Source organism: Subtercola sp. YIM 133946 (assembly GCF_036553535.1).
In the GTDB taxonomy this organism is placed as follows: domain Bacteria; phylum Actinomycetota; class Actinomycetes; order Actinomycetales; family Microbacteriaceae; genus Subtercola.
Map to the genome: position 1 here is coordinate 1 of NZ_JAZHPE010000041.1, position 23909 is coordinate 23909.

Sequence of the window (23909 nt, forward strand, 5' to 3'; positions counted from 1 at the left end):
GGGCGGTCTTGGCTGCTGGTTTCGACAGGCTCAACCGGCGTTGGGCGGGGCGGTCTTGGCTGCTGGTTTCGACAGGCTCAACCGGCGTTGGGGGGTAGAGCCACTTCTCCGCGAGGTGGTCGGCCTCGATGCGGCGGATGGTGCCCGAGTGCGACCGCAGCACGATCGACTCGGTGCGCAGAATGGGGCCGAGGCGCTTGACGCCGGCGACCAGGCCGCCGTCTGTCACGCCCGTCGCCACGAAGAAGGTGTTGTCGCCCGACACCAGGTCGTTCGCCTCGTAGAGCTTGTCGAGGTCGAGCCCCGCGTCGATGCCCTTCTGGCGCTCGTCGTCGTCTTTCGGGGCGAGCCTGGTCTGGATGAACCCGCCGAGCGCCTTGATGGCACAGGCGGTGGCCACACCCTCGGGGCTGCCGCCGATGCCGACGCACATGTCGATGCGGGTGCCGTACCGGGCGGCGTTGATGCCGCCGGCCACGTCGCCGTCGAGCATGAGCCGCGTGCCGGCACCCGTCGCCCTGATGTCTTCGATGAGCTGCTGGTGGCGCGGCCGGTCGAGTACGGCGACGCGGATGTCACCGACCGCCTTGCCCTTCGCCTTCGCGAACGCCCGGATGTTGTCGCCGATCGGCCGGTCGATGTCGATCACGCCGAACCCGTCGCCGTCGGTGACGATCTTGTTCATGTAGAACACCGACGAGGCATCGAGCATCGTGCCACGGTCGGAGGCGGCCAGCATCGAGATGGCGTTCTGCCGACCGGCGGCGGTGAGCGAAGTGCCGTCGATGGGGTCGACGGCGATGTCGCACGACGGGCCACGACCGGTGCCGACGTGCTCGCCGTTGAAGAGCATCGGCGCCTTGTCTTTCTCGCCCTCACCGATGACGATCACCCCGTCGAAGTCGACGGTGCCGAGGAACGCGCGCATGGCATCCACTGCGGCCCCGTCGGCGGCGTTCTTGTCGCCCTTGCCGATGAACGGCTGCGCCCGGATGGCGGCCGCCTCGGTGGCTCGCACGAGCTCCAGTGCGAGGTTGCGGTCGGGGTGCTCGTAGAGGGGTGTGCTGTCAGCGGTCATGGCTCCCAGCGTACCGCTCGGGTCAGCTCACGCGCTTTCGCTAGACTCAGGTTCGTACGCAGGCCGGCGCGCTGCCATCGCGCCCACCAAAGGAGATGACATGCCCATTGCAACCCCCGATCAGTATGCCGAAATGCTCGACAAGGCCAAGGCGGGCGGGTTCGCCTATCCGGCCGTGAACGTCTCGTCGTCTCAGACTCTGAACGCGGTTCTGCAGGGCCTGTCGGATGCCGGCTCTGACGGCATCATCCAGGTCACGACGGGCGGCGCCGACTACTTCGCCGGCCAGCGCGCGGTCTCGCCCACCGGCAGCGCGCGGGCCACCGGCGCGCTCGCATTCGCCGCCTTCGCGCACGAGGTCGCCAAGAACTACCCCATCACCGTCGCCCTGCACACCGACCACTGCCCGAAGAACGCTCTCGACACCTTCGTGCTGCCGCTGATCGCCGCCTCCGAGGCCGAGGTCAAGGCCGGTCGCGAGCCGATCTTCCAGTCGCACATGTGGGACGGCTCGGCTGTGCCGCTCGACGAGAACCTCACCATCGCCGAAGACATGCTGAAGCGCACGAAGGCCATCAACGCCATTCTCGAGGTCGAGATCGGCGTCGTCGGCGGCGAAGAAGACGGCGTGAGCCACGACATCAACGAGCACCTCTACACGACGGTGGATGACGCACTGAAGACCGTCGAAGCACTCGGTTTCGGCGAGAACGGCCGGTACATGGCCGCACTCACCTTCGGCAACGTGCACGGCGTGTACAAGCCCGGCAACGTGAAGCTGCGTCCCGAGCTGCTGAAGGAGATTCAAGACGGCGTGTACGCGAAGTACGCCGCCCAGCTCGGCGACAACCACAAGCCGTTCGATCTCGTCTTCCACGGCGGTTCGGGGTCGAGTGACGCCGAGATCTCTGAGGCGGTTGCGAACGGTGTCATCAAGATGAACATCGACACCGACACCCAGTACGCCTTCACTCGCTCGATCGCCGGCACGATGTTCACCAACTACGACGGCGTTCTGAAGGTCGACGGCGAGGTGGGCAGCAAGAAGATCTACGACCCGCGCGCCTGGGGCAAGATCGCCGAGACGGCGATGGCAGCACGGGTGGTCGAGGCGACCGAGCAGCTCGGCTCTGCCGGCCACTCAGAGAAGTAGGGGCGACGGGCCGGCCGCCGGGTTCGAGGCGAGCACACCATGCCAGGCACCGATTCGGGCGCGCTCTCGGCGTACTCCGACCACCGCTTCAACCCGCAGGGGTCGAACGACAGCTGGTCGAACCTGTTCGCGTACGTTCCCGCCGGTTCGCGGGTGCTCGACGTGGGCTGTTCGACCGGCACCTTCGGCGAGGCCCTCGAGCGCCTGAAGAGCTGCACGGTGGTCGGGGTCGATCTCGACGCCGCCGACATCGCCGAGGCAGCGACGAAGATCTCGTCGGCGCTGGTCTTCGACGTCACGTCGGCCGAGTCGCTCGACGAGCTCGGCATGTTCGACGTGATCGTGTGCGCCGACCTGCTCGAGCACCTGCCGAACCCCCGGGCGGCCCTGCGGCGGCTCACCGCGACGCTGAATCCGGGCGGGCTGGTGGCGTACTCCATTCCGAACATGACGCACACCTCGGTTCGCCTCGACCTGCTGCGCGGCGTGTTCGGCTACACCCAGACCGGAATCCTCGACAAGACGCATCTGCACTTCTACGACCGGGTCGAGGTCGACGACATGTTCGTCAGCAGCGGGTTCTCGATCACCGCCGAGAACCCTGTCGTCTTCCCGTACCCCACCGAGATGGTCGAGGGTGCGCTGCGTGAGCTCGGCCTCGCCACCCTGCCCGGCGGCGAGTTCGAACGGATGCTCGCCGGCACCGACGCGAACATCCTGCAGTTCGTGGGAATGGCGGTTCCCAGCATCGAGCCGTCGACTCCCCTCGACCGGCAGCGCGTCTTTCCGCCGGAGGAGATCAACGCCTACCTCGACCTGCTGCGCGCCGACGCGGCACGGGTGGCCGGCGAACTCGCCGAGGCTTCGGCCGAGTCGGGCAGCGCCGCGGCGGAGCGTGACGAGCAGAGGCAGCGCGCCGATGCCGCTGAAGCCGAGCTCGAACAGCTGAGGGCCCGCATCACCGCGCTGCGCGAGCATCCGGTGCGGTTCGCCCTGAATCGGGTCAGGCGCCGCTAGCGTTTCACCAGCCTGGTCACAGCCCGCAGCGGGGCAGTGACGCGCCACGACGTGCTCGCCTCGAGGTCGCCCACACGCGCCCGCAGTTCATCGGCCGTCGCGGCCAGGCGTGCGGCCTCTGCGCGTGCCGCCTCCGCCACGTCGACAGCCCGTTGCCGCGCCAGCTCCGCCGACGCGAGCTGCGAGGCCTGCGTCTCGGCTGTGCTGCGCGCATCCACTCGACGCTGCGCCGCGAGCCCGGCATCGGCCGCGCGCTGCGCATTCGTGCAGAACCGAACGAGGTTGCGGGTCGCGTGCGACCAGTAGAGCGCCGGGGCAAACTGTTCGACGTTGCGCCGGGCGGTCGCGGCCGCAGCCTCGTCATAGAGCAGCGCCTCGATGGCCGCCGCGAGCTCGCCCACGTCGCCGGGCGCCACGACGGCGCCGAGCTGCCTGTCGACGATGTCGCGCTCGAATGCGTCTCCGGCCGAATTAATGATGGGAAGCCCTGCCCACAGGTAGTCGAGCAGCCGGGTGCGAAAGCTGAAGGCGGTCTCGAGGTGGTCGAGGTGGGTGCTCACACCCACGTCGGCGTCGAGAAAGTAGTTCGCCCGCTCGGTGTGCGGCACCCACGTCTCGTTGAAGAACACCGACCGGCCGAGCACGCCGAGCTCGTCGGCGAGAGCGATGGCGTCGGTCGCCATCTTCATCGTGCCGTGCAGCGGGTTGGCGTTCTGCGTCGCCAGAAAGAACAGGCGCAGGTCGTCGTGGCGCGCGCTCACCTGGGCGACCGCCCTGATGAGGGTGAGCGGGTCGAACCAGTCGTAGATGCCGCCGCCCCAGAGCAGCACCCGGTCGGTCTCTGAAATGCCGTCGACGACGCCCCGGATGCCCGGCCGGGTCTTCACCGGAGCAGCCTCGTCGACGCCGAACGGCACGACGTCGATCAGGTTGCGCAGCGACGGATCGGCGCGGTAGGTCTGCGGGTTCAGCCGGCCGAGCGAGCTCAGCTGCCCGATCCACATGTCGCGCTGCTTCTCTGACGCGCAGATGATGAAGTCGGCGTTGAGCAGCATCTCGTTGACGCCGTCGACAGTCCACCGCGCCGACGCGACCTGGTCGGTCGACTCGATGTACAGCCCCTGCTGCAGCTGCTCGAGCAGAAACGGGTCGTACAGGTCGACGACCCAGATGGTGTCGGTGTCGAGCACCTCGGGCATCACCGAGAAGATCGGGTACTGCACGATCACCACATCGGCCCAGCGAATGTGCTCGAGCAGGTCGTCGCCGGTCGCCGTGTCGATGACGAAGTCGTCACGACGCAGCTCTGCGGTGTGCTGCGCCACCAGCCTGACCTCGGCGACGGGCGCAAGCGCCTCGGCGAACCGCATGGCCCGGATGCCCGGCCCGGCCATGCGCTCGGCGACGACGTCGGTCGTGTAGATGAGCACTGTGGGGCGGCCCTTCGACGGCCGTTCTTCAGATTCGCTGGCGTGCATGCTGTTAGCCTGTCATGGTTCACGGCCGCGGAGGGTTCGCCACCTGCCGCGACACGAACACACTCACAGACCTCCCCGCTCGCGCGACAAGAAATGCTGCCATGGTTGACGAAAGACCGAAGCCCAAATACGGCGAGCTCGCTCCCGAGGGCTGGACGTGGCAGCCGCCCGCCCCGCCGGCGAACGACTCCGATGTTCCGGCGCCTGCGGCCGGGCAGGCCGCGCCGGGAGACGGCTCGGGTTCGGGCACCGGCACCGGCACACCGCCCCCGCCCTACAGCGCTCCCCCGCAGCCCTACGCCCCGCCCGGGCAGTACGGCGCGCCGCACGGCGGCGGGGTGAATCCCGGCACGGGTGCCACGAAACCACTGAACATCGCCGATGTCGCGATCACCGCGTTCCTGCTGTTCGTGGGAGTGCTGCTGTCGGCGAGCATGGTTCCGACGCTGTTCGACTTCAACCGCATTCTGAACCAGGCCGCCGCGGCCCAGGGCTACGGCACCATCACGCCGTCGGCCGGTGCCGATACAGCCGGCGCGGTCGTCGGTGTGGTCTCGATCATCCTGCAGCTCGTGGCCATCGTGTGGTCGGTGCGCCGGCTGCAGCGCCGAAAGCTGGCGTCGCCGATCGTCATCGTGATCGGCATCGTGACGTTCGCACTGTGGGTGGGCGTCATCGCCTTCGCGTTCTTCAGCGACCCCGCCTTTCTGCAGCAGGTCATGTCGACGGCGAACACGCAGTAGCTTCCTTGGGGCTCAGGCCCCGCGCAGCATCCTGAGCCGCGCCAGCAGCTCGGGCGCCGACCGGTCGTAGAGCGCACCGCCGCGGCGAATTCCCACCACGGCGAACGTCGCGCCGAGCACCACGCTGACGAGCAGAGCCAGCCAGCCCAGCAGGGCCGAGCCCAGGATGATCGCCAGCACCCCGAGCACGATCTCGGGCAGCGCGAGCAGCAGCAGGATGCCCCACGTGGCGAACCCGCTGAGCGCCGTCGTGAACCCCGCCCCCGGCCGCGACTTGAACGGGTTGTCGCCGGCCGCGGGCACCGGAATGATGATGCGCGCAGAGGTGACCGCGGTCAGGCCGATTCCCGAGAGCATCGGCCCGAGCGCCAACCCGAAGAGTGCCGGCAGCAGGGCCCACGACTGCGAGACCGCGACAGAGGCGATGGTGAGCACGACGACGATGGGCAGCGCGATGACCGCAAGGGCGATGGCCCGGCCGAGCCGGTCGTCTCGGCCGCGCACGCCGACCGCGACGTGGGTGGCGAAGGCGGTGCCGTCGTACGAGATGTCGGCGTACGTGGCGAGCGACAGAACGAATGCAATGAGAGGCCCGGTCAGGTTGAGCAGCGCGAGCGAGTCCATCCTTGAGGAGTAGAAGTAGAGCAGCACCGGAATCAGCGGCACCACGATCAGCTGTCGGGCGTAGCGCGGGTCACGACGCCAGTAGGTGAGCGCTCGCGCGGCGACCGCGCCCGCGGGCGTGGCGGGCAGCACCCCGAACAGTCCGACCTTGCCCCGGGCGACCTTGCGGCCGGCGTTGGCCGGCGGGCTGACCAGGGCGGTCGCGAGACTGCGGCGCCAGACGAACGCGAGCAGCACCAGTGTGATGAGCGTGATGGCGAACTTCAGGCCGGCCGCGCCGTAGTCACCGACCGCGAGGTCTGCCGGCACCGACCACGGGGCGCCGAGCGGGGTCCAGCTGAGCGACTGGGCGACGGCCGGCAGCGCGTCAGCCGACGAACTGATGCCGCGGCTGACCCCGACGATGATCGGGCCGAGCAGAATCAGCGGAATGAAGATCAGGATGCCCGACAACTCTCGGAACCGGCGGTTCGACGACAGCGAGACGCTCAGCGCCGCCACCATGCGCGACCCGATCACACAGATGAGCACGCCGAGCAGGGAGCACACGACGGTGGCCACCGCGGCGAACGGGTACCTGATCCAGGTCGCGACCGTACCCAGGGCCGCAATCGTAGTGATGGCGCCCGGCACACCGAGCACACCGGCCACGGTGAGCCCCACCAGCAGCTTCGACATCGGCAGCGGGAACTGCACCAGCCGGGCGGGCTCGAGTGTCTGCTCGATGCCGGTGGCGAAGAGCGGAATGAGAATCCAGCCGGCGATCAGCGCCGACCCGGCGAGTGTGACGATCGTGGTCGCGAGCGAGACCGGCCCGAACGAGAGGGCGATCAGCCCGACGATCGCGAAGAACAGGATGCCCAGCCCATAGATCGCGCCGATGATCACCGCGACGAGCTGCCACTTGCTGCGCTTCAGCGTGTTGGCGAGAACGAGGAAGCGCAGCCTCAGGAGTGTCGCAACCATTCGGGCCCCTCTGAGTGGTGACGCCCGCCGACGAGCTCGACGAACCGGTCTTCGAGCGACGAGCTGCCGCGCACCTCGTCGACCGTACCCGCCGCGAGCACTTGGCCCGCCGAGACGACGGCGACGCGGTCGCACATGCGCTGCACCAGATCCATCACGTGGCTCGACACGATGACCGTGCCGCCGCCCCGCACGTAGTCGGTGAGCATGTCGCGGATGTTCGCCGCCGACACCGGGTCGACCGACTCGAACGGCTCGTCGAGCACGAGCAGCTTGGGCGCGTGGATCAGCGCGCACGCCAGCGCGATCTTCTTGGTCATGCCCGCCGAGTAGTCGACGACGGGTGTGCCCGCGGCACTCTCGAGGTCGAGCAGGCGCAGCAGGTCACCGACCCGCTCGGCGACCGTGTCGCGCTGCATACCGAAGAGCAGTCCGTTGTAGGTCACCAGCTGTTCGCCGGTGAGCCGGTCGAAGAGCTTGACCCCGTCAGACAGGTTGCCCACCAGGGCTTTGGCTTCGAGGGGGCGCTGCCACATGTCGACGCCGTGGATGAACGACTGCCCGGCATCCGGTCGCAGCAGGCCGGTCGCCATCGACAGCGTCGTGGTCTTGCCCGCACCGTTCGGGCCCACGAGGCCGTAGAACGACCCCACCGGAACGCTGAGGCTCAGATCGTCGACGGCGAGCTTGTCACCGAATCTCTTACTGAGGCCCCGAAGTTCGAGGGCTGTGCCCGTGAGGTCTGACGTCATTGAGATTCCCCTTCTCAGTCACGACAAGCCTACAAGTCAGCTGCGGCGGCCGCCCAACGCACGGGCATCCTGAGCGCCGGTCGAGCTCTGGCGCAGCTCCTTGGGCAGCGAGAAGATCAGGTCTTCCTCGGCCGTCTGAACGGTCTCGATCTCGCCGTAGCCGGCCCCGGCCAGGTCGTCGAGCAGCTCTTGCACGAGCACCTCGGGCACGGATGCCCCAGACGTGACGCCGACCGTGTTGACACCGTCGAGCCACTCCTGCTTGACCTCGTGCGCATAGTCGACGCGGTAGGCGGCCTTCGCCCCGTACTCGAGCGCGACCTCGACCAGGCGCACGGAGTTCGACGAGTTGGCCGACCCGACCACGATCACCAGGTCGCTGTCTTTGGCGACCTTCTTGATGGCGACCTGGCGGTTCTGGGTGGCGTAGCAGATGTCGTCGCTCGGCGGGTCTTGCAGGTTGGGAAAGCGGGCGCGCAGGCGGCGAACGGTCTCCATGGTCTCGTCGACGCTCAGGGTGGTCTGCGAGAGCCAGACCACCTTGTCGGGGTCGCGAACCTCGATGGTGTCGGCTTCGTCGGGGCTGCCCACGAGGGTGGTGTGCTCGGGGGCCTCACCGGCCGTGCCCTCGACCTCTTCGTGACCCTCGTGGCCGATCAGCAGAATCTCGAAGTCGTCGCGGGCGAAGCGCACCGCTTCGCGGTGCACCTTCGTGACCAGCGGGCAGGTGGCGTCGATGGCCTGCAGGTTGCGGTCGGCCGCACCCTGCACCACCGCGGGAGAGACGCCGTGGGCGCTGAAGACGACATGCGATCCCGGTGGCACTTCGTCGACCTCGTCGACGAAGATCGCCCCCGCTCGCTCGAGCGTCGCCACCACGTGGATGTTGTGCACGATCTGCTTGCGCACGTATACCGGGGCGCCGTAACGCTCGAGGGCCTTCTCGACGGCGACGACGGCCCGGTCGACCCCCGCGCAGTAGCCGCGGGGCGCCGCCAGCAGCACCCGCTTGGCACCCATGACAGGGGTATCCTTTAGCCTGTTGCGTACGCCGGGCATCCTCGGCATGGGCAGGCTGATGGTTGTGTCGCTCACACTCTCGATTCTACGTGCAGGAGGTACGGGCATGGCCGATCAGCGCACGGGCGCCGGCGCGCAGGCGACCAGCCAGGCCGACGCACGAGCCCGGGTGCAGGCCTCGGTCGACGGCCCGCCCACCTTCGAGAACCCGTGGCCGATCGCCCATTTCTCGGGCAAGATCAAGGCGTACATCGACCGGCTCGGCACCGCGTGGGTCGAGGGCGAGATCACCCAGTGGGGCGTCAGCGGCGGCAATGTGTACGGCAAACTCAAAGACACCACCGAAGATGTGACCGTCGGCTTCAATATCTGGTCGTCGGTGAAGGCGAAGATCCCCGCAGACCTGAAGCAGGGCGACCGGGTGATCGCGCTGGTGAAGCCGAACTACTGGCTCAAGGGCGGCACACTCACCATGCAGGTGTTCGAGATGCGTCACGTGGGGCTGGGCGACCTGCTCGAGCGGCTCGAACGGCTGCGCCAGCAGCTCGGCGCCGAGGGGCTGTTCGACGCGTCGCGCAAGAAGCAGCTGCCCTTCCTTCCGCGCTGCATCGGGCTCATCACCGGCAAAGACAGCGACGCCGAGAAAGACGTGCTGCGCAATGCGCAGCTGCGCTGGCCGTCGGTGGCGTTCCGCGTCGTGCACGCTGCGGTGCAGGGCGACCGGGTGCCCCGCGAGGTGGTCTCGGCACTGACCCAACTCGACGACGACCCTGAGGTCGACGTCATCATCATCGCGCGCGGCGGCGGCGACTTCCAGAACCTGCTCGGCTTCAGCGACGAGCAGGTGCTGCGAGCCGCAGCCGCGTGCCGCACCCCCCTCGTGAGCGCCATCGGGCACGAGGCCGACCGGCCGCTGCTCGACGAGGTGGCCGATCTGCGGGCATCCACCCCCACCGACGCGGCGAAGCGGGTGGTACCCGACGTGTCAGAAGAGCTCAACAAGGTCGAGCAGGCGCGCGCCCGGCTCAGCCTGCGCGTGACGGCGTACGTGCGCTCGGAGATCGACCGCATCGAACAGGTGCGGTCTCGCCCCGCGCTCGCCAATGCCGGCTGGATCGTCGATCTGCGCGCCGAAGACCTGACCCGCTACGTCTCACGCGGCGTCGAGCTCATGCACCGCGTGCTCGAACGGGCCGGCACCACGACCAGCGAGCTCGGCGCCCGGCTGCGGGCGCTCTCGCCGCAGAGCACGCTCGACCGCGGCTACGCCATCGTTCAGCAAGGCGGGGGCGGGCGGCACATCGTGCGCAGCCCCGCGGATGCCCCGTCGGGCGCAGAACTCGTCATCACCCTCGCGAGCGGGGCGCTGGGCGCTCGCTCCGAAGGCGAACTACCCGACCTGCACGATCGATAGGATGGATGCATCATGCCCTCGTCACCAACCGAGCCCGAAATCGGCTCGCTCAGCTACGAAGAGGCCCGCGACGAACTCGTTCGGGTCGTCAACGAGCTCGAGCGCGGTGCGGCGACGCTCGAGCAGTCACTGGGGCTGTGGGAGCGCGGCGAGGCCCTCGCGGCGCGCTGCGAGGAGTGGCTGATCGGCGCCAAGACCCGGCTCGACGCCGCACGCGCTGCGGGCAGCGGCGCGTCGGCCGGTGCCACAGGCGTGCGGCAGGGTGCGGAGTAGAGACCAGGTGAGCACCAACGGCACAGTTCCGGGGCGGCAGAAGCCACCCCGCGTCGTCGCCGAACTCGGCCGGCCCGAGACGCCCGACGAGACCGCGGCCCGCAAGGCCGAGCAGTCGCGCAAGTACCGCGCGAACAAGACCATCAACAACCTCTGGCTCTCGCTCATCGTCTGCATCGGTGTCGTTCTGGTGATCGTGCTGCTGGTTCCGCGCGACAACACGTCGCACCTGCAGACGGTCGACTACGCCCAGGTGGCGGCAGACGCTCAGGCCGCCTTCCCCGTACCGGTCGCCTCGCCGGCACTGCCCGACACCTGGAGTTCGAACGCGGCCGAGATCCGCAGCAGCGGAACCGGCACCGACGCCATCCCCTATTGGTACATCGGTTTCACCACGCCGTCGGGCGCGTACATCGGGCTCGAGCAGGCCGTCGACACCGGGTCGGGTGGAGTCGACGACTGGGTCGCCGAGCAGGTGCACAACACCGCTGCCATCGACACCGTGGTCATCGACGGCATCCAGTGGACGGTGTACGACAATCGGCAGACGGCCACCGACGTCGGCAACGCCAGCTATGCGCTCACCGCCCAGTCGGGCGCGACCACCTATGTTCTGCTGGGCACCGGCACGGTCGACGAGTTCCGGCAGCTCGCGTCGGCCATCACCACCAACCTCCAGGCACAGCCCGCGACGGCGGCGGCGACGCAGTGAGCCTGGTCGAAGAGTTCGGAGAAGACGTGGTCAGGGAGCCGGAGGCTGTTCAGACGCCCGCGACGGTGTGGGCCGAGATGGTGCGCGGCAACGAGCGATTCATCAGCGGCGAGCCGCGCCACCCCCGGCAAGACGTCGAGCGGCGCCACCAGATCGCGGCCGGCCAGGCTCCGCGCGCGGCGCTGTTCGGCTGCAGCGACTCGCGGCTCGCCGCCGAGATCATCTTCGACCAGGGTCTCGGTGACCTGTTCGTCATCCGCAACGCCGGCCAGGTGATCTCGGAGTCGGTGCTCGGCAGCCTCGAGTACGCCGTGAGCGTGCTCGGGGTGCAGCTGATCGTGGTGCTCGGGCACGACGAGTGCGGCGCCGTGGCAGCCGCGATCGCCTCGCAAGACCCTGAGACTCCCCCACTGCCGCCGCACATCGCGCACCTCGTCGAGAAGATCATCCCGGCCATCCGGCAGGTCGCCGACGTCACCGAGGCGCGCAACCCGGGCAGCGTGACCGAGCCGGGCGACCTCGACCCCTACGAGGTGGGCCGCTACCACCTGCGCGACACCGTCGCAGACCTGCTACAGCAGTCGGAGATCGTCACCACGGCCATCGCCGAGGGCCGGCTCGGCATCGTCGGCGCCAACTATCGCCTGTCAGAGGGGCGAGCCGTGCCCGACATGGCCGTCGGTCTGACCAACCCCGTTCAGTGATCACGTCAAACAACCAGAAAGGCCACGAAGTGGTGGAGAACGTTCCCGAAATCGAGTACCGCATCGAGCACGACACGATGGGCGAGGTGCGGGTTCCCGCCAGCGCGCTCTACGGTGCCCAGACCCAGCGGGCGGTCGAGAACTTCCCCGTCTCGGGTGACGTGCTCGAGGCCGCCCAGATCACGGCGCTCGCCCGCATCAAGAAGGCCGCGGCCCTGGCCAACGAGCAGCTCGGTGTGCTCGACCCGTCGATCGCCGGAGCCATCGCGTCGGCCGCCGACGACGTGATCGGCGGCGGGTACTACGAGCAGTTTCCCATCGACATCTACCAGACCGGCAGCGGCACCTCGACCAACATGAACATGAACGAGGTGCTCGCCTCACTGGCGTCGACGCGCCTCGGTTCGAAGGTGCACCCGAATGACCACGTGAACGCCTCGCAGTCGTCGAACGACGTCTTTCCCACCTCGGTGCACGTCGCGGTGACCGGGGCGCTCATCCACGACCTCATCCCCTCGCTCACCCACCTCGCCGAGTCCCTCGAGGCGAAGGCCGAGCTGTGGAAGACGGCGGTGAAGTCGGGCCGTACCCACCTGATGGATGCCACGCCGGTCACCCTCGGACAGGAGTTCGGCGGTTACGCAGCACAGATCAGGCTCGGCATCGAGCGGGTCGAAGGCACGCTGAAGCACGTCGCCGAGGTGCCGCTCGGCGGCACCGCCGTCGGCACCGGAATCAACACCCCCGCCGGCTTTCCACAACTGGTCATCAGCCTGCTCGCCGAAGAGACCGAGCTGCCGATCACCGAGGCCCGCGACCACTTCGAGGCCCAGGGCGCACGTGATTCGCTCGTCGAAGCCTCTGGTGCGCTGCGTGTGCTCGCCGTGAGCCTCACCAAGATCTGCAACGACCTGCGCTGGATGGGCTCCGGCCCCAACACCGGCCTCGGCGAGCTGCACATCCCCGACCTGCAGCCGGGATCGTCGATCATGCCCGGCAAGGTCAACCCGGTCATCCCAGAGGCTGTGCTGCAGGTGTGCTCGCGCGTCATCGGAAACGACGCCACCATCGCCTGGTCGGGCGCGTCGGGCGCCTTCGAGCTGAATGTCGCGATTCCCGTGATGGGCACCGCGCTGCTCGAATCGATCCGGCTGCTGTCGAGTTCGTCGGTGCTGCTCGCCGACAAGACGGTCGACGGCCTTCAGGCGAACCTCGCCCGGGCGCTCGCGCTGGCCGAGTCGTCGCCTTCGATCGTGACGCCGCTGAATCGCATCATCGGCTACGAGGCGGCGGCGAAGATCGCCAAGCACTCGGTGGCGAAGGGCATCACTGTGCGCGAGGCGGTCATCGACCTCGGCTTTGTCGAACGCGGCGAGGTCACCCTCGAACAGCTCGACACCGCCCTCGACGTGCTCTCGATGACGCGACCGCCGCAGGCCAGGTAGCTCACGGGGTGGGGCCAGCCAGACGGCCGGCCCCAACGGTGGGCCAGCCAGACGGCCGGCACGCTGACGGCCGATCGAACGGCGCCTGTGGATAACCCACGGGCGCCGGTCGCCTGTCGATCTAGGGTCGCGCCATGCTCTTCTGGCTCATCCCCCTGCTCACCATCGCCGCGATCACGATTCCGCTGGCCGCCGCCGACCTGCGCGAACGGCGTCTGCCGAACGCTCTGCTACTCGTCGGCTACGTCTCCTTCGCCCTGGCCGCCGAGCTGACGTCGCTTGCCGCGCCGTCGACCACGGGCGCGTCGCCGGTGCTGGTCTGCTGCGGCGTGCTTGCCGCCGCATTCGGCGTGTGGACCATGGGTGGCGTCGGCATGGGCGACGTCAAGCTCGTGGGGCTCCTCGCCGGCACCCTGCAGCTGGTGCCGGCGTCGAACTCGCCTCCGCCGCAGCTGGTCGCCGCGATCGCGACACTGCTGCTGCTCGTGCCGGCCGCGTTCGTGGCGCTGCTCCACGGCCGTCAGAGTCTCGCGCTCGGACCGTTTCTGCTCGCCGGGTTCTGGCTGGCGGTGCTGGTGTGATCGGGTACGCCGATCACACCAGCCGATCCTCCGATCACACCGGCCCGTTCACAGGCCCGTTCACCGGGCGCGTTCGCCGGTCAGGCCAGTTCGTTCGACTCCAGCATCTCGGTGACGAGGGCGGCGATCGCCGAGCGCTCCGAGCGGGTCAGGGTGATGTGCCCGAACAGCGGGTGCCCCTTCAGCGTCTCGATGACCGAGGCGACCCCGTCGTGGCGGCCGACCCGCAGGTTGTCGCGCTGGGCGACGTCGTGCGTCAGTACCACCCGCGAGTTCTGCCCGATGCGCGAGAGCACCGTGAGCAGCACATTGCGCTCGAGCGACTGCGCCTCATCGACGATCACGAAGGCGTCGTGCAGCGAACGGCCCCGGATGTGCGTCAGGGGCAACACCTCGAGGATGCCCCGCTCGACGACCTCGTCGAGCACGTTCTGCGACACCAGCGAACCCAGCGTGTCGAACACCGCCTGCGCCCACGGGTTCATCTTCTCGCTCGCGTCGCCCGGCAGGAAGCCGAGTTCCTGGCCACCAACTGCGTAGAGCGGCCGGAACACCATGATCTTGCGGTGCTGCTGCTTCTCGAGCACAGCTTCGAGCCCGGCACACAGGGCCAGAGCGGACTTCCCCGTACCGGCTCGACCCCCCAGCGAGATGATGCCGACCTCCTGGTCGAGCAGCATGTCGATCGCCACGCGCTGCTCGGCAGAGCGCCCGTGCAGCCCGAACACGTCGCGGTCGCCCCGCACGAGCTGGAAGCTGTGCTTGCCGGTGACGCGGCCGAGAGCAGATCCTCTCTCGGAGTGGATGACCAGCCCGGTGTTGATCGGCATCTTCTCGACGAGCGGCGTCTCGAGGCGCTCGTGCTCGTAGAGCTTCGACATGTCAGAGGCACTCAGGGTGATATCGTCGAGCCCCGTCCATCCGGAGTCCACCGCCAGCTCGGCCCGGTACTCCTCGGCTGCCAGACCGATCGAGGCGGCCTTCACCCGAAGCGGAAGGTCTTTCGACACCACCGTCACGTCGAGCCCGTCGTTCGACAGGTTGAGGGCGACCGCCAGAATGCGCGAGTCGTTGTCGTTCAGCTGAAGACCCGAGGGCAGCACCGACATGTTCGAGTGGTTCAGTTCGACGCGCAGGCTGCCGCCGGCCTCACCGACCGAGATCGGAAAGTCGAGTCTCTCGTGCAGCACGCGCAATTCGTCGAGGTTTCGGAGCGCCTGTCGTGCGAAGTATCCGATCTCCGGGTCGTTGCGTTTTGCTTCGAGCTCAGAGATGACCACCACCGGCAAGACCACGGGATGCTCGGCGAACCGGAAGATCGCCTTCGGGTCAGACAACAAGACCGAGGTATCTAACACGTAGGTACGCTCGGCCTGGTTGACGCTGGTGCTGACGGACTTTTGAGTTTTCTGATCGGGCACAAGTACTCCAACCCCGGCCCGCGCACGCGGCGCCGGATCTCTTTCCGGCGAAGCGGCCCCTGAGCCTCTTTCAAGACCCTGGTTGGTATCGAAACGTACTTATGTGGCCGCTTCGATCAGGTGCCATACCTGATGCCACCAAGCTACGACGCTCAGCTGCGAGTTTGGTAACGACACGCGTCGACCCAGATTAACTTCGTGTTACGACGTGGCTTTCTTGTAGCCGTCTTCGGCGCCTTCACGCACCTTCGACGCCGCGTCTTTGACCTTGTCGGGAGCCTTCTTCGCAACGTCGGCAACGGCGTTCTGCACCGAACCGACCACCTCGGGCGCCTTCTCGGCGATGAACGCGCCGGCGTCTTTGACCGTCTTCTGCACCTTCGGGTCGTTGACGACCGCGCTCGCCTTGGCCTTAATCTGTTCGTAACGCTTGCGACCGGCGGCCGAGCCGGCCAGGTAGCCCGCGCCGAACCCGGCGATCACGAGAAGCTTGCCTTTCATGAGCAACACCCTTTCTGTCGAGAAACAGCTGTCGAGGTGAAACAGCCTAGCTGCCGAACCGGCGATGGCGCCGCGAATAGTCGCGCAGCGCGCGCAGAAAGTCGACCTGGCGAATGTCGGGCCCCAGCGCCTCCATGAAGTAGAACTCGCTGTGGGCGCTCTGCCACAGCATGAAGTCGCTCAGCCGCTGCTCGCCCGAGGTGCGGATGACGAGGTCGGGGTCGGGCTGGCCGCCCGTGTAGAGGTGGGCGCTGATCAGGTCTTCGTCGAGGTTGGCGGCGAGGTCGTCGAGCGAGTGCCCGGCATCCTGGTGGGTGCGGATGATGCTCAGTACGGCATCCGCTATCTCGGTGCGACCGCCGTAGCCCACGGCGAGGTTCACGTGCAGGCCGGTGTTGCCGGCCGTGCGGGCCTCTGCCTCGGCGAGGGCGTCGACGAGGCGCACCGGCAGGCCCTCGTTGCTGCCCACGTGCTTGATGCGCCAGTCGCGGTAGGTCGAGAGCTCTTCGGCGAGCTGCGCGATGATCTCGATCAGTTCGACCAGTTCGTCAGAACTGCGGCTCTTGAGGTTGTCGGTAGACAACAGGTAGAGGGTCGCGACCTGGATCTTGAGGTCGTCGCACCATTCCAGAAATTCGGCGACCTTGGCGGCGCCCGCCCGGTGCCCGTGGGCGGCCGTGGCGAGAAAGTTCTGCTTCGCCCAGCGACGGTTGCCGTCGATGATCATGGCCACGTGGTGCGGCATCGTGCCCTGGTCGAGCTCGCGGCGCAGTCGCTTCTGGTAGAGCCCGTAAAGCAACCCCCGTGCCGGTGAGCCCTGCCTGTTTGCCACGAAGCTACGCTACCCCAGCAGCGCCGAACTCACAGCGGGCGACCCGGTGGCGGCCATAGGCTGAGGCAATGCCCGAACATCCGGATGCCCTGCCCCTGCTCGAGGCCAGCGAGGGCATACCCCCACTCGACGTGAAGCCCACCTGGCGCGGCTGGATTCACGCCGTGACCTTCCCCCTGGCGATCGCCGCGGGCATCGTTCTGGTGAGCATCGCCGAGGGGCCGGCCGCCAAGTGGAGCTGCGCGGTGTTCGCTCTGACGTCGCTGCTGCTGTTCGGCAACTCGGCGCTCTACCACCGTTTCAACTGGCAGCCCAAGACGAAGCGGGTGCTCAAGCGCATCGACCACGCGAACATCTTTCTACTGATTGCCGGTACCTACACGCCCATCGCTGTGCTCGCGCTGCCGCCGGCGAAGGGTACGCTGCTGCTGATTCTGATCTGGATCGCCGCCGTTCTGGGCATCGGTTTTCGTGTCTTCTGGATCGACGCGCCACGCTGGCTCTACACACCCCTGTACGTGCTGATGGGGTTCGCTGCACTGCTCTTCATCGTCGACATCTTCGATGCCAACGCGGTCACGATGACGCTCGTTCTGGTGGGTGGCCTCAGTTACACCATCGGGGCGGTCGTGTACGGCATCAAGCGCCCGAACCCGGTGCCGGGCGTGTTCGGCTTTCACGAGATCTTTCACGCACTCACGCTGGTCGCGTTCGCCTGCCACTGGACGGGCATCATGCTGCTCGCGGTGAACCCGCCCTTCAACGCCTAGGCGGGATTGCCAGGCTTCCCTGGGTTCCCGGGGTTCCCGGGGTTCCCTGGGTTCCCTGGGTTCCCTGGGTTCCCGGGGTTCCCGGGGTTCCCGGGGCCACCGGCGTCACCTGCTCGGCGGGCCGTCGTCGGGTTTCGGCTCGATGACGTGGGTCGCTGAACCGCCGCCACCACCGCCGACGCCACGGCCGCGGCCCTTGCCGCCCGGTCGTGCCGCTGCTGCGGCGGCCGCGGCCACCTCGGCGTCGACCTTCTCTTTGGCCTGCTGGCGCAGGTTGATGCGCCGGATGCGCCGCACCATGTCGATGATCAGCACCACCGCACCGAGGGCGACCCCGAGGGTGATGATGAAGCCGATGATGCCGGGGGTGACGGTGTCGGGGTTGTAGGTGGGGTCGACGGTGGGCGTCGGGGTCGAGTCGTCGGCCAGCCAGAGCATGGCCGTGACGGCGAGGTGCGTCATCACGGGGCGGGCACCTCGACGGCCTGGTCGGCCTCGTCACGGATGCCCTCGAAGAAGTCAGACTCGAGGGCGTCGCCGCGCTCGACGGCCGGCAGCTTCGAGTCGACCAGCTGGTAGTCCTCGAACGGCCACGCCTTGCGCTGCAACTCGTTGGGCCAGAAGAAGAACGAACTGTCGGGCGAGACCTGCGAGGCATGCGCCAGCAGGGCCTGGTCGCGGGCCTCGAAGAACTCCCCCGCAGGAATCTGCGTCGTCGCGAGGAACGGCGCCTCGGTCATCCACCTCTTCATCTCGGTGAACGAGGTGATGAGCGGGCTCTCGGGGTCGGTCTCGACGAGCAGCGAGTAGATCGACTGCATGCGCTGGTAGCTGAAGATGCGGTCGTAGTAGAGCTTCTGCACCTGCCACGGGGCCCCGAGCTCGGGCGCGTACGACTCGTCGGCCGCCAGCTCGTAGGCGAGCACCGACACGTCGTGGCACCTGATGTGGTCGGGGTGCGGGTAGCCGCCGTTCTCGTCGTATGTCAGCAGAACGTGCGGCTTCGCCTCGCGGATGAGAGCGACCAGCGGGCGAACGCTGAGGTGGGTCGGGATGCTCGCGAACGCGTTGGCCGGCAGCGGGTCACCCTCGTCGGGCAGCCCCGAATCGGCGTACCCCAGCCAGCGGTGCTCGAACCCCACGGCCGCCTGCGCGGCGGCCATCTCGACCCGGCGCAACCCGGCGATGTCACGTTCGGCCCACGCCCTGGCCTCGAGGTTCTCGTTCAGAATGCTGCCGCGTTCACCACTGGTGCAGCTGACCACCATGACGTCGACGCCACGGTGCACGTAGTAGGCGTACGTGGCGGCGCCCTTGCTCGACTCGTCGTCGGGATGCGCGTGTACGGCCATGAGACGTAAAGCCAGGTGTCTCAACTCCTCAGGTAAGCGAACTACCCTAGTGACTGGGTTGTGCGGGGATTTTCTGCACTGACCCAGACTAATCGTTTCGACCAGAGAGATTCGAACGCGTGAACGAAGACGAGCTGAGCGAAGACGGTGTGTTCGCTGCCTCGACCGCACCGCTGGCGCCGGCCTCGAGCGCCGCGCCCGCCGCGAACGTTCGGGCCGAGCGCTACGGGCGCACGCCGAAGTCGGGCCGTCGCAACCGCCTGCTCGCGCTGGGGTTCGGTGCGGCCGTGGTGCTCGTGATCGGGTCGTGGGTCATCTGGGCGGGGTTCGACGGTACGGCATCCACAGTGGATGCACAGGATAAGGCGTACACGGTCGTCAGCGATACCCGGGTCGACGTGACGCTGAACGTGTCGGTGGCCAGTGGTAGAACTGTGTCGTGCGCGGTCGAGGCTCAGAACGAAGCGCACGCGGTGGTCGGGTTCAAAGTGATCGACGTACCTGCGTCGGCTCAGCGCACCCAGCAGATCACCACTACTGTATTGACCACAGAACCAGCGGTCACGGGCGTGCTCGACAGCTGCTGGCTCACCTCGAGCTGAAAGAACGTGAGGACCTTCATGGCAGACGAAGTAGAAGTCAGCTGGCTGACGCAGGCCGCGTACGACCGTCTCGTGAACGAACTCGAATACGCCACGACGATCGGGCGGCAGGAGATCACCGACAAGATCCAGTCGGCTCGCGAAGAGGGCGACCTCAAGGAGAACAGCGGCTACCACGCCGCCAAAGACGAGCAGGGCAAGCAGGAGGCGCGCATCCGCTTTCTGACGAACCTGCTGAAGACCGCGCAGGTCAGCGAGGCGCCCGAGAGCAACGGCGTCGTGGTTCCGGGCACCGTCATCACGGCCGACATCGCGGGCGACGAGACCGTCTTCCTGCTGGGCAGCCGCGAGATCGCGGGCCAGAGCGACCTCGATGTGTACTCGGAGAAGAGCCCGTTGGGCACGGCCATCCTCGGCCTCGCGGTGGGCGACACGACCACCTACGAGGCGCCGAACGGCCGCGCCATCACCGTGAAGATCACCGCCGTCGAGAACTACACGGGCTGACGTCGCTGCCGCCGGTTGCGGGTGCCAAGATCTCCCACGGCAGGTTTCTGCACGCGCGCCGCTCTGCGACGCCGCCGGTTGAGCCTGAAACCATCCATGGTCGGTTTCGATACGCGCTGCGCGCTACTCAACCAGCGACGGGGTCAGTCGAGAACCAGGCGGGCGTCGTAGCCGGCGTCGCGCAGCTTCGCCACCACCTCGGCCCGGTGCTCGGGCCCACGGGTCTCGACGCTGAGCTCGAGCTCGACCTCGCTGAGCTGCATGCCGCCGCCGTGGCGCGTGTGCAGCACCTCGATGACGTTCGCGTTGGCCTCGGCCACGATCTCGGCCGTGCGCGCGAGCTGCCCCGGGCGGTCGGGCAGCATGATCTTGAGCTTCAGGTACCGGTCGGAGGCCGCCAGGCCGTGGCTGATGACGCGCTGCATGAGCAGCGGGTCGATGTTGCCACCCGAGAGCACGACAACGGTGCGACCCGTGCCGGCGACCTGCCCGGCCAGAATGGCTGCGACACCGACCGCGCCCGCCGGCTCCACCACGAGCTTGGCCCGCTCGAGCAGCACGAGGATGGCGCGGGCGATGTCGGCCTCGCTCACCGTCACGATCTCGTCGACCAGCTCGCGGATGATCTCGAAGTTCAGCATGCCGGGTTTCGCTACGGCGATGCCGTCGGCGATCGTCGCCGACGTGCGGATCTCGGTGGCCGCGCCGGCCGCCAGCGAGGGCGGGTAGGCGGCCGCGTTCGCCGCCTGCACGCCGATGATGCGCACCGACCGCCCCTCGACTGCCGCGCGCTGCTTCACCGCGCTCGCCACGCCCGAGATGAGCCCGCCGCCGCCGATGGGCACGATCACGGTCTCGAGCTCGGGCGCCTGGTCGAAGATCTCGAGCCCCAGGGTGCCCTGCCCCACGATGACGTCGGGGTGGTCGAAGGGCGGAATCAGCACGGCCCCGCTCGTGGCGGCGTACTCGGCGGCGGCACGCAGCGGCTCTTCGACCGTGTGCCCGCGCAGCAGAACATCCGCCCCGTAGTCGCGCGTGGCCTGCAGCTTCGGCAGCGCCACCCCGAGCGGCATGAAGATGGTCGCCTTGATCCCGAGCTCACGGGCGGCGAAGGCGACACCCTGCGCGTGGTTGCCGGCCGAGGCCGCGACGACCCCGCGGGCCTTCTCCTCGGGGCTCAGCCGCGACATGCGGTAGTAGGCGCCGCGGATCTTGTACGAGCCCGTGCGCTGCAGGTTCTCGAGCTTCAGCAGCACCTCTGAACCGAGCACCTCGGCGAGAAACCGAGACGACTCCATGGGGGTGACCTGCGCGGCCGCAGCCACGACCTGCCGTGCAGACTCGATGTCGGCCAGTGCAGGAACGGCAGAGACGGTCTGTACGGGCGTTTCAGGCATTGGGCACGGGTTCTTTCGGGTCAGGTCTGTTGTGCCAGGCGCCACTTGCGACGTACGTGATCATGACGTTCAGAACCGCGACGATCGGCACAGCGAAGAACGCGCCCGGGATACCTGCGATAATACTGCCCCCAGCCACGGCGAGAACCACGGCGAGCGGATGCACGCGCACGGCCGTTCCCATGACGAGTGGCTGCAGCACGTGACCCTCGATCTGCTGCACGAGCAGCACCACCCCGAGCATGATGAGCGCGACCACCCAGCCGTTGTAGACGAGTGCGACAAACACGGCCAGGGCACCGGTCAGCACCGCACCGACGACGGGGATGAACGAGCCGAGAAAGACCAGCACGGCGATCGGGATGGCCAGCGGCACCTGCAGAATGAACGCACCGAGCCCGATGCCCACCGCGTCGACGAAGGCCACCAGGATCTGCACCTTGATGAAGCTCTGCAGCGTGTTCCACCCCGAGAGGCCGGCGCCGTCGACGGCCGCACGGGCACGCTTCGGAAAGACGCGCACGATCCACCCCCAGATGCCCTTGCCGTCGATCAGGATGAACAGGGTCGAGAACAGCACGAGCAGCACGCCGGTAAGCACGTGACCCACGGTGGTGCCGAGGCTGAGGGCGCCCTTGAACAGTGCCGCGCTGTCGTTCTGAATGGCCGTCCACGCCTGACCGATGTAGCTGTTGATCTGGTCGTCGGTGAGGTGCAGTGGCCCGGTCTTCAGAAACTCGATGAACGCGTTGTACGAGGCGGTGCTCTGCGCCTTGAGGTCGTCGTAGCCCGACGAGATCTGGGTCGTCACGAGCAGTCCGAGGGCACCGATGATGACGAACACGGTGAGCAGCGGCACGACGATGGCCATCCAGCGCGGCCAGTGGTGGCGCAGCAGGAAGTTCTTGTAGGGCACCAGCAGCGCCGAGAGCACGACCGCGACGAGCAGCGGGATGACCACGAGGCTGAACTGCGAGACCACCCACAGCAGGGCGGCCAGAGCCGCGAGGATGACAACGATGCGCCAGGCCCAGGCGCCCGCGACCTGCATCGCCGGCGGAACGAGCTGGCCCGACTCGGGCGCGGCCTCGGCGCGGTCGGCCACCCGCTCGAGCGCCTCGGCCTGCGCCTGCGCCTGCGCGGCCTGGGCGCGCAGCACGGCAGCGCGCCGGCGTGCGAAGAAACTCGAGCGGTCGCGCGGCTCGGCTGCTGCGGCCGGCGGCGTGGCTGAATCTGGCATGGCAACAGTCTAGACAGACGGCTGCACAGGCCCGGGGTCGCCGCGTCGGCCTGGTGTCGGTCGCGGCCGCTACGCTTCGATGGTGGTCTCTTCGGTTTCGCCCGCCCTCGCGCGGCGCATCGCGCTCGGTGCACAGGGGTTCGGCTCGGGCGGGGTACGGCCGGCACCGGGCCTGCGCCAGCTGACCGGCCTCGTGGGCCGCCTCGGCCTGCTGCAGATCGACTCGGTGAACGTGTTCGAGCGCAGCCACTACATGCCCGCCTTCTCACGCCTCGGGCCGTACCCGAAGGCCGACCTCGACCGGCTCACCTACGGCAAGCGCATGATCGAATACTGGGCTCACGAGGCCTCCTTCATCCCGGTCGATACGCTGCCTCTGCTGCGCTGGCGCATGAACGACTTTCGCGCTCGCAGCCTGGCGAGCGACGACTCCTGGGCGAACGCAAACCCGCAGATGATCACCTGGCTGCTCGCCGAACTGGCCGAGAAGGGCCCGCTCGCCGCCAGCGCCGTCGAGCATGAGTCGAACAGGGGCACCGGGTCGTGGTGGGGCTGGTCAGACGTGAAGATCGGCCTCGAGACCCTGTTCCGCTGGGGCGACGTGGTGGCCGCGGGCCGCACACGCTTCGAGCGCATCTACGCTCTGCCCGAGCAGGTTCTGGCACCCGAGGTTCGCGACCGGGTGGTCGAACGCGCCGATGCGGTGCGCGAGCTCGTGTCGATCTCGGCCCGGGCGCACGGCATCGGCACCGCCGCCGACATCGCCGACTACTTCAGGCTGAAGGGGGTGGATGCCCTGCCGGCCATCCGCGACCTCGAATCGTCGGGCGAGCTGCTGCCGGTGACGGTCGCGGGCTGGAACCGGCCCGCGTGGCTGCACCGAGACGCTCGCCAGCCCCGTCGCATCGAGGCTACGGCGGTGCTCTCGCCCTTCGATCCGATGGTGTGGCAGCGGGATCGCGCCGAGCGTCTCTTCGACTTCCACTACCGCATCGAGATCTACACGCCGCAGCCGAAACGGGTGTACGGCTACTACGTGCTGCCGGTGCTGATCGACGACCGCATCGTGGGCCGGGTCGATCTCAAGAACGACCGGCAGGCCGGCGTGCTGCGCGTTAAGGCCGCGTGGGCCGAGCCCGACCCGCCGACCGATGCGGCCGAGCGCCTCGCCGTCGTGCTGCGCCAGACCGCCGCCTGGCAGAACCTCACCGACGTCGTCGTGGCCCCCCGCGGCACCTTCGCCGAGCCTCTCGCGGCCGCCCTCGCCGCCTCCTGACGCGGCCCTGCGACGTACCGCCGCCGAGCTTCGTACGGCGTCGCCCGAAGG

General features: G+C 68.1%; 25 protein-coding genes. 13 read left to right on the top strand and 12 right to left on the bottom strand.

Translation table 11 applies throughout. The features are described 5' to 3' along the window. Positions 1 to 1078, bottom strand: a 1078-nt coding sequence (gene glpX, locus V3W46_RS13630) for a class II fructose-bisphosphatase (RefSeq protein ID WP_331783671.1), incomplete at its 3' end; no start/stop codon positions are given. A gap of 100 nt (positions 1079 to 1178) precedes the next feature. Between glpX and fbaA the strand changes: the two genes are divergently transcribed. Next, a complete protein-coding gene (gene fbaA / locus V3W46_RS13635) occupies positions 1179 to 2231 on the top strand; it encodes a class II fructose-bisphosphate aldolase (RefSeq protein ID WP_331783672.1) in 1053 nt (350 codons plus the stop codon). 39 nt (positions 2232 to 2270) lie between these two features. Beyond that, entirely contained in the window at positions 2271 to 3248 is a 978-nt protein-coding gene (locus tag V3W46_RS13640) for a class I SAM-dependent methyltransferase (protein WP_331783673.1), read from the top strand. Here V3W46_RS13640 and V3W46_RS13645 read toward each other — a convergent pair. Further along, complete coding sequence (locus V3W46_RS13645; protein ID WP_331783674.1) at positions 3245 to 4726, bottom strand: glycosyltransferase; 1482 nt, start codon at positions 4724 to 4726, stop codon at positions 3245 to 3247. The genes V3W46_RS13640 and V3W46_RS13645 overlap by 4 nt on opposite strands. 101 nt (positions 4727 to 4827) lie before the next feature. Between V3W46_RS13645 and V3W46_RS13650 the strand changes: the two genes are divergently transcribed. Then, entirely contained in the window at positions 4828 to 5469 is a 642-nt protein-coding gene (locus V3W46_RS13650) for a DUF6264 family protein (RefSeq protein WP_331783675.1), read from the top strand. 12 nt (positions 5470 to 5481) lie between these two features. On the opposite strand, the gene V3W46_RS13655 is transcribed toward V3W46_RS13650, so the two are convergent. The 3 genes from V3W46_RS13655 to V3W46_RS13665 are packed head-to-tail and all read right to left on the bottom strand — an operon-like array spanning position 5482 to position 8879. Then, positions 5482 to 7059 (bottom strand): transporter, encoded by a 1578-nt coding sequence (locus V3W46_RS13655; protein WP_331783676.1) that lies wholly within the window; start codon positions 7057 to 7059, stop codon positions 5482 to 5484. Next, positions 7041 to 7811 (bottom strand): ABC transporter ATP-binding protein, encoded by a 771-nt coding sequence (locus tag V3W46_RS13660; RefSeq protein WP_331783677.1) that lies wholly within the window; start codon positions 7809 to 7811, stop codon positions 7041 to 7043. The genes V3W46_RS13655 and V3W46_RS13660 overlap by 19 nt, the downstream gene beginning before the upstream one ends. A gap of 36 nt (positions 7812 to 7847) precedes the next feature. Further along, a complete protein-coding gene (locus tag V3W46_RS13665) occupies positions 7848 to 8879 on the bottom strand; it encodes a 4-hydroxy-3-methylbut-2-enyl diphosphate reductase (RefSeq protein ID WP_331783729.1) in 1032 nt (343 codons plus the stop codon). Positions 8880 to 8937: 58 nt separating this feature from the next. Here V3W46_RS13665 and xseA point away from each other — a divergent pair, with 58 nt between their 5' ends. From xseA to V3W46_RS13695, 6 genes are all read left to right on the top strand, one after another. Further along, positions 8938 to 10245, top strand: a complete 1308-nt coding sequence (gene xseA, locus V3W46_RS13670; protein ID WP_331783678.1) for an exodeoxyribonuclease VII large subunit — start codon at positions 8938 to 8940, stop codon at positions 10243 to 10245. Between the two features lie 12 nt (positions 10246 to 10257). Beyond that, complete coding sequence (locus V3W46_RS13675) at positions 10258 to 10518, top strand: exodeoxyribonuclease VII small subunit (RefSeq protein WP_331783679.1); 261 nt, start codon at positions 10258 to 10260, stop codon at positions 10516 to 10518. A gap of 7 nt (positions 10519 to 10525) precedes the next feature. Continuing rightward, positions 10526 to 11230, top strand: a complete 705-nt coding sequence (locus V3W46_RS13680) for a DUF4245 family protein (RefSeq protein ID WP_331783680.1) — start codon at positions 10526 to 10528, stop codon at positions 11228 to 11230. Positions 11231 to 11307: 77 nt separating this feature from the next. Then, positions 11308 to 11934, top strand: coding sequence for a carbonic anhydrase (locus V3W46_RS13685; RefSeq protein ID WP_331783730.1), 627 nt, complete (start codon positions 11308 to 11310; stop codon positions 11932 to 11934). After that, the gene (locus V3W46_RS13690) at positions 11931 to 13379 is read left to right on the top strand and encodes a class II fumarate hydratase (RefSeq protein WP_331783681.1); all 1449 of its coding nucleotides are present in this window, start codon (positions 11931 to 11933) and stop codon (positions 13377 to 13379) included. Before V3W46_RS13685 ends, V3W46_RS13690 begins: the two co-directional genes overlap by 4 nt. A gap of 134 nt (positions 13380 to 13513) precedes the next feature. After that, a complete protein-coding gene (locus V3W46_RS13695) occupies positions 13514 to 13960 on the top strand; it encodes a prepilin peptidase (protein WP_331783682.1) in 447 nt (148 codons plus the stop codon). An 80-nt stretch (positions 13961 to 14040) separates the two neighbouring features. On the opposite strand, the gene V3W46_RS13700 is transcribed toward V3W46_RS13695, so the two are convergent. From V3W46_RS13700 to V3W46_RS13710, 3 genes are all read right to left on the bottom strand, one after another. Beyond that, entirely contained in the window at positions 14041 to 15381 is a 1341-nt protein-coding gene (locus V3W46_RS13700) for a PhoH family protein (RefSeq protein ID WP_331783683.1), read from the bottom strand. A 201-nt stretch (positions 15382 to 15582) separates the two neighbouring features. Next, complete coding sequence (locus V3W46_RS13705; RefSeq protein ID WP_331783684.1) at positions 15583 to 15882, bottom strand: hypothetical protein; 300 nt, start codon at positions 15880 to 15882, stop codon at positions 15583 to 15585. Between the two features lie 46 nt (positions 15883 to 15928). Beyond that, positions 15929 to 16714: an isoprenyl transferase gene (locus tag V3W46_RS13710; RefSeq protein WP_331783685.1), complete on the bottom strand. Its 786-nt coding sequence runs from the start codon at positions 16712 to 16714 to the stop codon at positions 15929 to 15931. Positions 16715 to 16782: 68 nt separating this feature from the next. Between V3W46_RS13710 and trhA the strand changes: the two genes are divergently transcribed. Then, positions 16783 to 17484 carry a PAQR family membrane homeostasis protein TrhA gene (gene trhA, locus V3W46_RS13715; protein ID WP_331783686.1) on the top strand — a complete coding sequence of 234 codons (702 nt, stop codon included), beginning with the start codon at positions 16783 to 16785 and terminating at the stop codon, positions 17482 to 17484. 105 nt (positions 17485 to 17589) lie between these two features. On the opposite strand, the gene V3W46_RS13720 is transcribed toward trhA, so the two are convergent. Further along, positions 17590 to 17949 (bottom strand): hypothetical protein, encoded by a 360-nt coding sequence (locus V3W46_RS13720; protein ID WP_331783687.1) that lies wholly within the window; start codon positions 17947 to 17949, stop codon positions 17590 to 17592. After that, a complete protein-coding gene (gene mca / locus V3W46_RS13725; RefSeq protein WP_331783688.1) occupies positions 17946 to 18836 on the bottom strand; it encodes a mycothiol conjugate amidase Mca in 891 nt (296 codons plus the stop codon). Before mca ends, V3W46_RS13720 begins: the two co-directional genes overlap by 4 nt. Before the next feature lie 119 nt (positions 18837 to 18955). On the opposite strand from mca, the gene V3W46_RS13730 reads away from it, so the two are divergent. Together V3W46_RS13730 and greA are read left to right on the top strand one after the other, a co-directional pair. Then, the gene (locus V3W46_RS13730) at positions 18956 to 19438 is read left to right on the top strand and encodes a DUF4307 domain-containing protein (protein WP_331783689.1); all 483 of its coding nucleotides are present in this window, start codon (positions 18956 to 18958) and stop codon (positions 19436 to 19438) included. 18 nt (positions 19439 to 19456) lie between these two features. Continuing rightward, entirely contained in the window at positions 19457 to 19945 is a 489-nt protein-coding gene (greA, locus tag V3W46_RS13735; RefSeq protein ID WP_331783690.1) for a transcription elongation factor GreA, read from the top strand. Between the two features lie 143 nt (positions 19946 to 20088). Here greA and ilvA read toward each other — a convergent pair whose 3' ends face one another. Together ilvA and V3W46_RS13745 are read right to left on the bottom strand one after the other, a co-directional pair. Next, on the bottom strand, positions 20089 to 21342 hold the full coding sequence (ilvA, locus tag V3W46_RS13740) for a threonine ammonia-lyase (protein WP_331783691.1): 1254 nt from the start codon (positions 21340 to 21342) through the stop codon (positions 20089 to 20091). Further along, the gene (locus V3W46_RS13745; RefSeq protein WP_331783692.1) at positions 21335 to 22582 is read right to left on the bottom strand and encodes an AI-2E family transporter; all 1248 of its coding nucleotides are present in this window, start codon (positions 22580 to 22582) and stop codon (positions 21335 to 21337) included. The genes ilvA and V3W46_RS13745 overlap by 8 nt, the downstream gene beginning before the upstream one ends. Before the next feature lie 82 nt (positions 22583 to 22664). Here V3W46_RS13745 and V3W46_RS13750 point away from each other — a divergent pair, with 82 nt between their 5' ends. Further along, a complete protein-coding gene (locus V3W46_RS13750) occupies positions 22665 to 23858 on the top strand; it encodes a winged helix-turn-helix domain-containing protein (protein WP_331783693.1) in 1194 nt (397 codons plus the stop codon). Positions 23859 to 23909: the final 51 nt, after the last annotated feature.

Bases quoted from the DNA above. Each gene is read 5' to 3' on its own strand.
- fbaA (WP_331783672.1), top strand. From the start codon at position 1,179: ATGCCCATTGCAACCCCCGATCAGTATGCCGAAATGCTCGACAAGGCC.
- V3W46_RS13640 (WP_331783673.1), top strand. From the start codon at position 2,271: ATGCCAGGCACCGATTCGGGCGCGCTCTCGGCGTACTCCGACCACCGC.
- V3W46_RS13645 (WP_331783674.1), bottom strand. From the start codon at position 4,726: ATGCACGCCAGCGAATCTGAAGAACGGCCGTCGAAGGGCCGCCCCACA.
- V3W46_RS13650 (WP_331783675.1), top strand. From the start codon at position 4,828: ATGGTTGACGAAAGACCGAAGCCCAAATACGGCGAGCTCGCTCCCGAG.
- V3W46_RS13655 (WP_331783676.1), bottom strand. From the start codon at position 7,059: ATGGTTGCGACACTCCTGAGGCTGCGCTTCCTCGTTCTCGCCAACACG.
- V3W46_RS13660 (WP_331783677.1), bottom strand. From the start codon at position 7,811: ATGACGTCAGACCTCACGGGCACAGCCCTCGAACTTCGGGGCCTCAGT.
- V3W46_RS13665 (WP_331783729.1), bottom strand. From the start codon at position 8,879: ATGCCGAGGATGCCCGGCGTACGCAACAGGCTAAAGGATACCCCTGTC.
- xseA (WP_331783678.1), top strand. From the start codon at position 8,938: ATGGCCGATCAGCGCACGGGCGCCGGCGCGCAGGCGACCAGCCAGGCC.
- V3W46_RS13675 (WP_331783679.1), top strand. From the start codon at position 10,258: ATGCCCTCGTCACCAACCGAGCCCGAAATCGGCTCGCTCAGCTACGAA.
- V3W46_RS13685 (WP_331783730.1), top strand. From the start codon at position 11,308: ATGGTGCGCGGCAACGAGCGATTCATCAGCGGCGAGCCGCGCCACCCC.
- V3W46_RS13695 (WP_331783682.1), top strand. From the start codon at position 13,514: ATGCTCTTCTGGCTCATCCCCCTGCTCACCATCGCCGCGATCACGATT.
- V3W46_RS13705 (WP_331783684.1), bottom strand. From the start codon at position 15,882: ATGAAAGGCAAGCTTCTCGTGATCGCCGGGTTCGGCGCGGGCTACCTG.
- trhA (WP_331783686.1), top strand. From the start codon at position 16,783: ATGCCCGAACATCCGGATGCCCTGCCCCTGCTCGAGGCCAGCGAGGGC.
- mca (WP_331783688.1), bottom strand. From the start codon at position 18,836: ATGGCCGTACACGCGCATCCCGACGACGAGTCGAGCAAGGGCGCCGCC.
- greA (WP_331783690.1), top strand. From the start codon at position 19,457: ATGGCAGACGAAGTAGAAGTCAGCTGGCTGACGCAGGCCGCGTACGAC.
- ilvA (WP_331783691.1), bottom strand. From the start codon at position 21,342: ATGCCTGAAACGCCCGTACAGACCGTCTCTGCCGTTCCTGCACTGGCC.
- V3W46_RS13745 (WP_331783692.1), bottom strand. From the start codon at position 22,582: ATGCCAGATTCAGCCACGCCGCCGGCCGCAGCAGCCGAGCCGCGCGAC.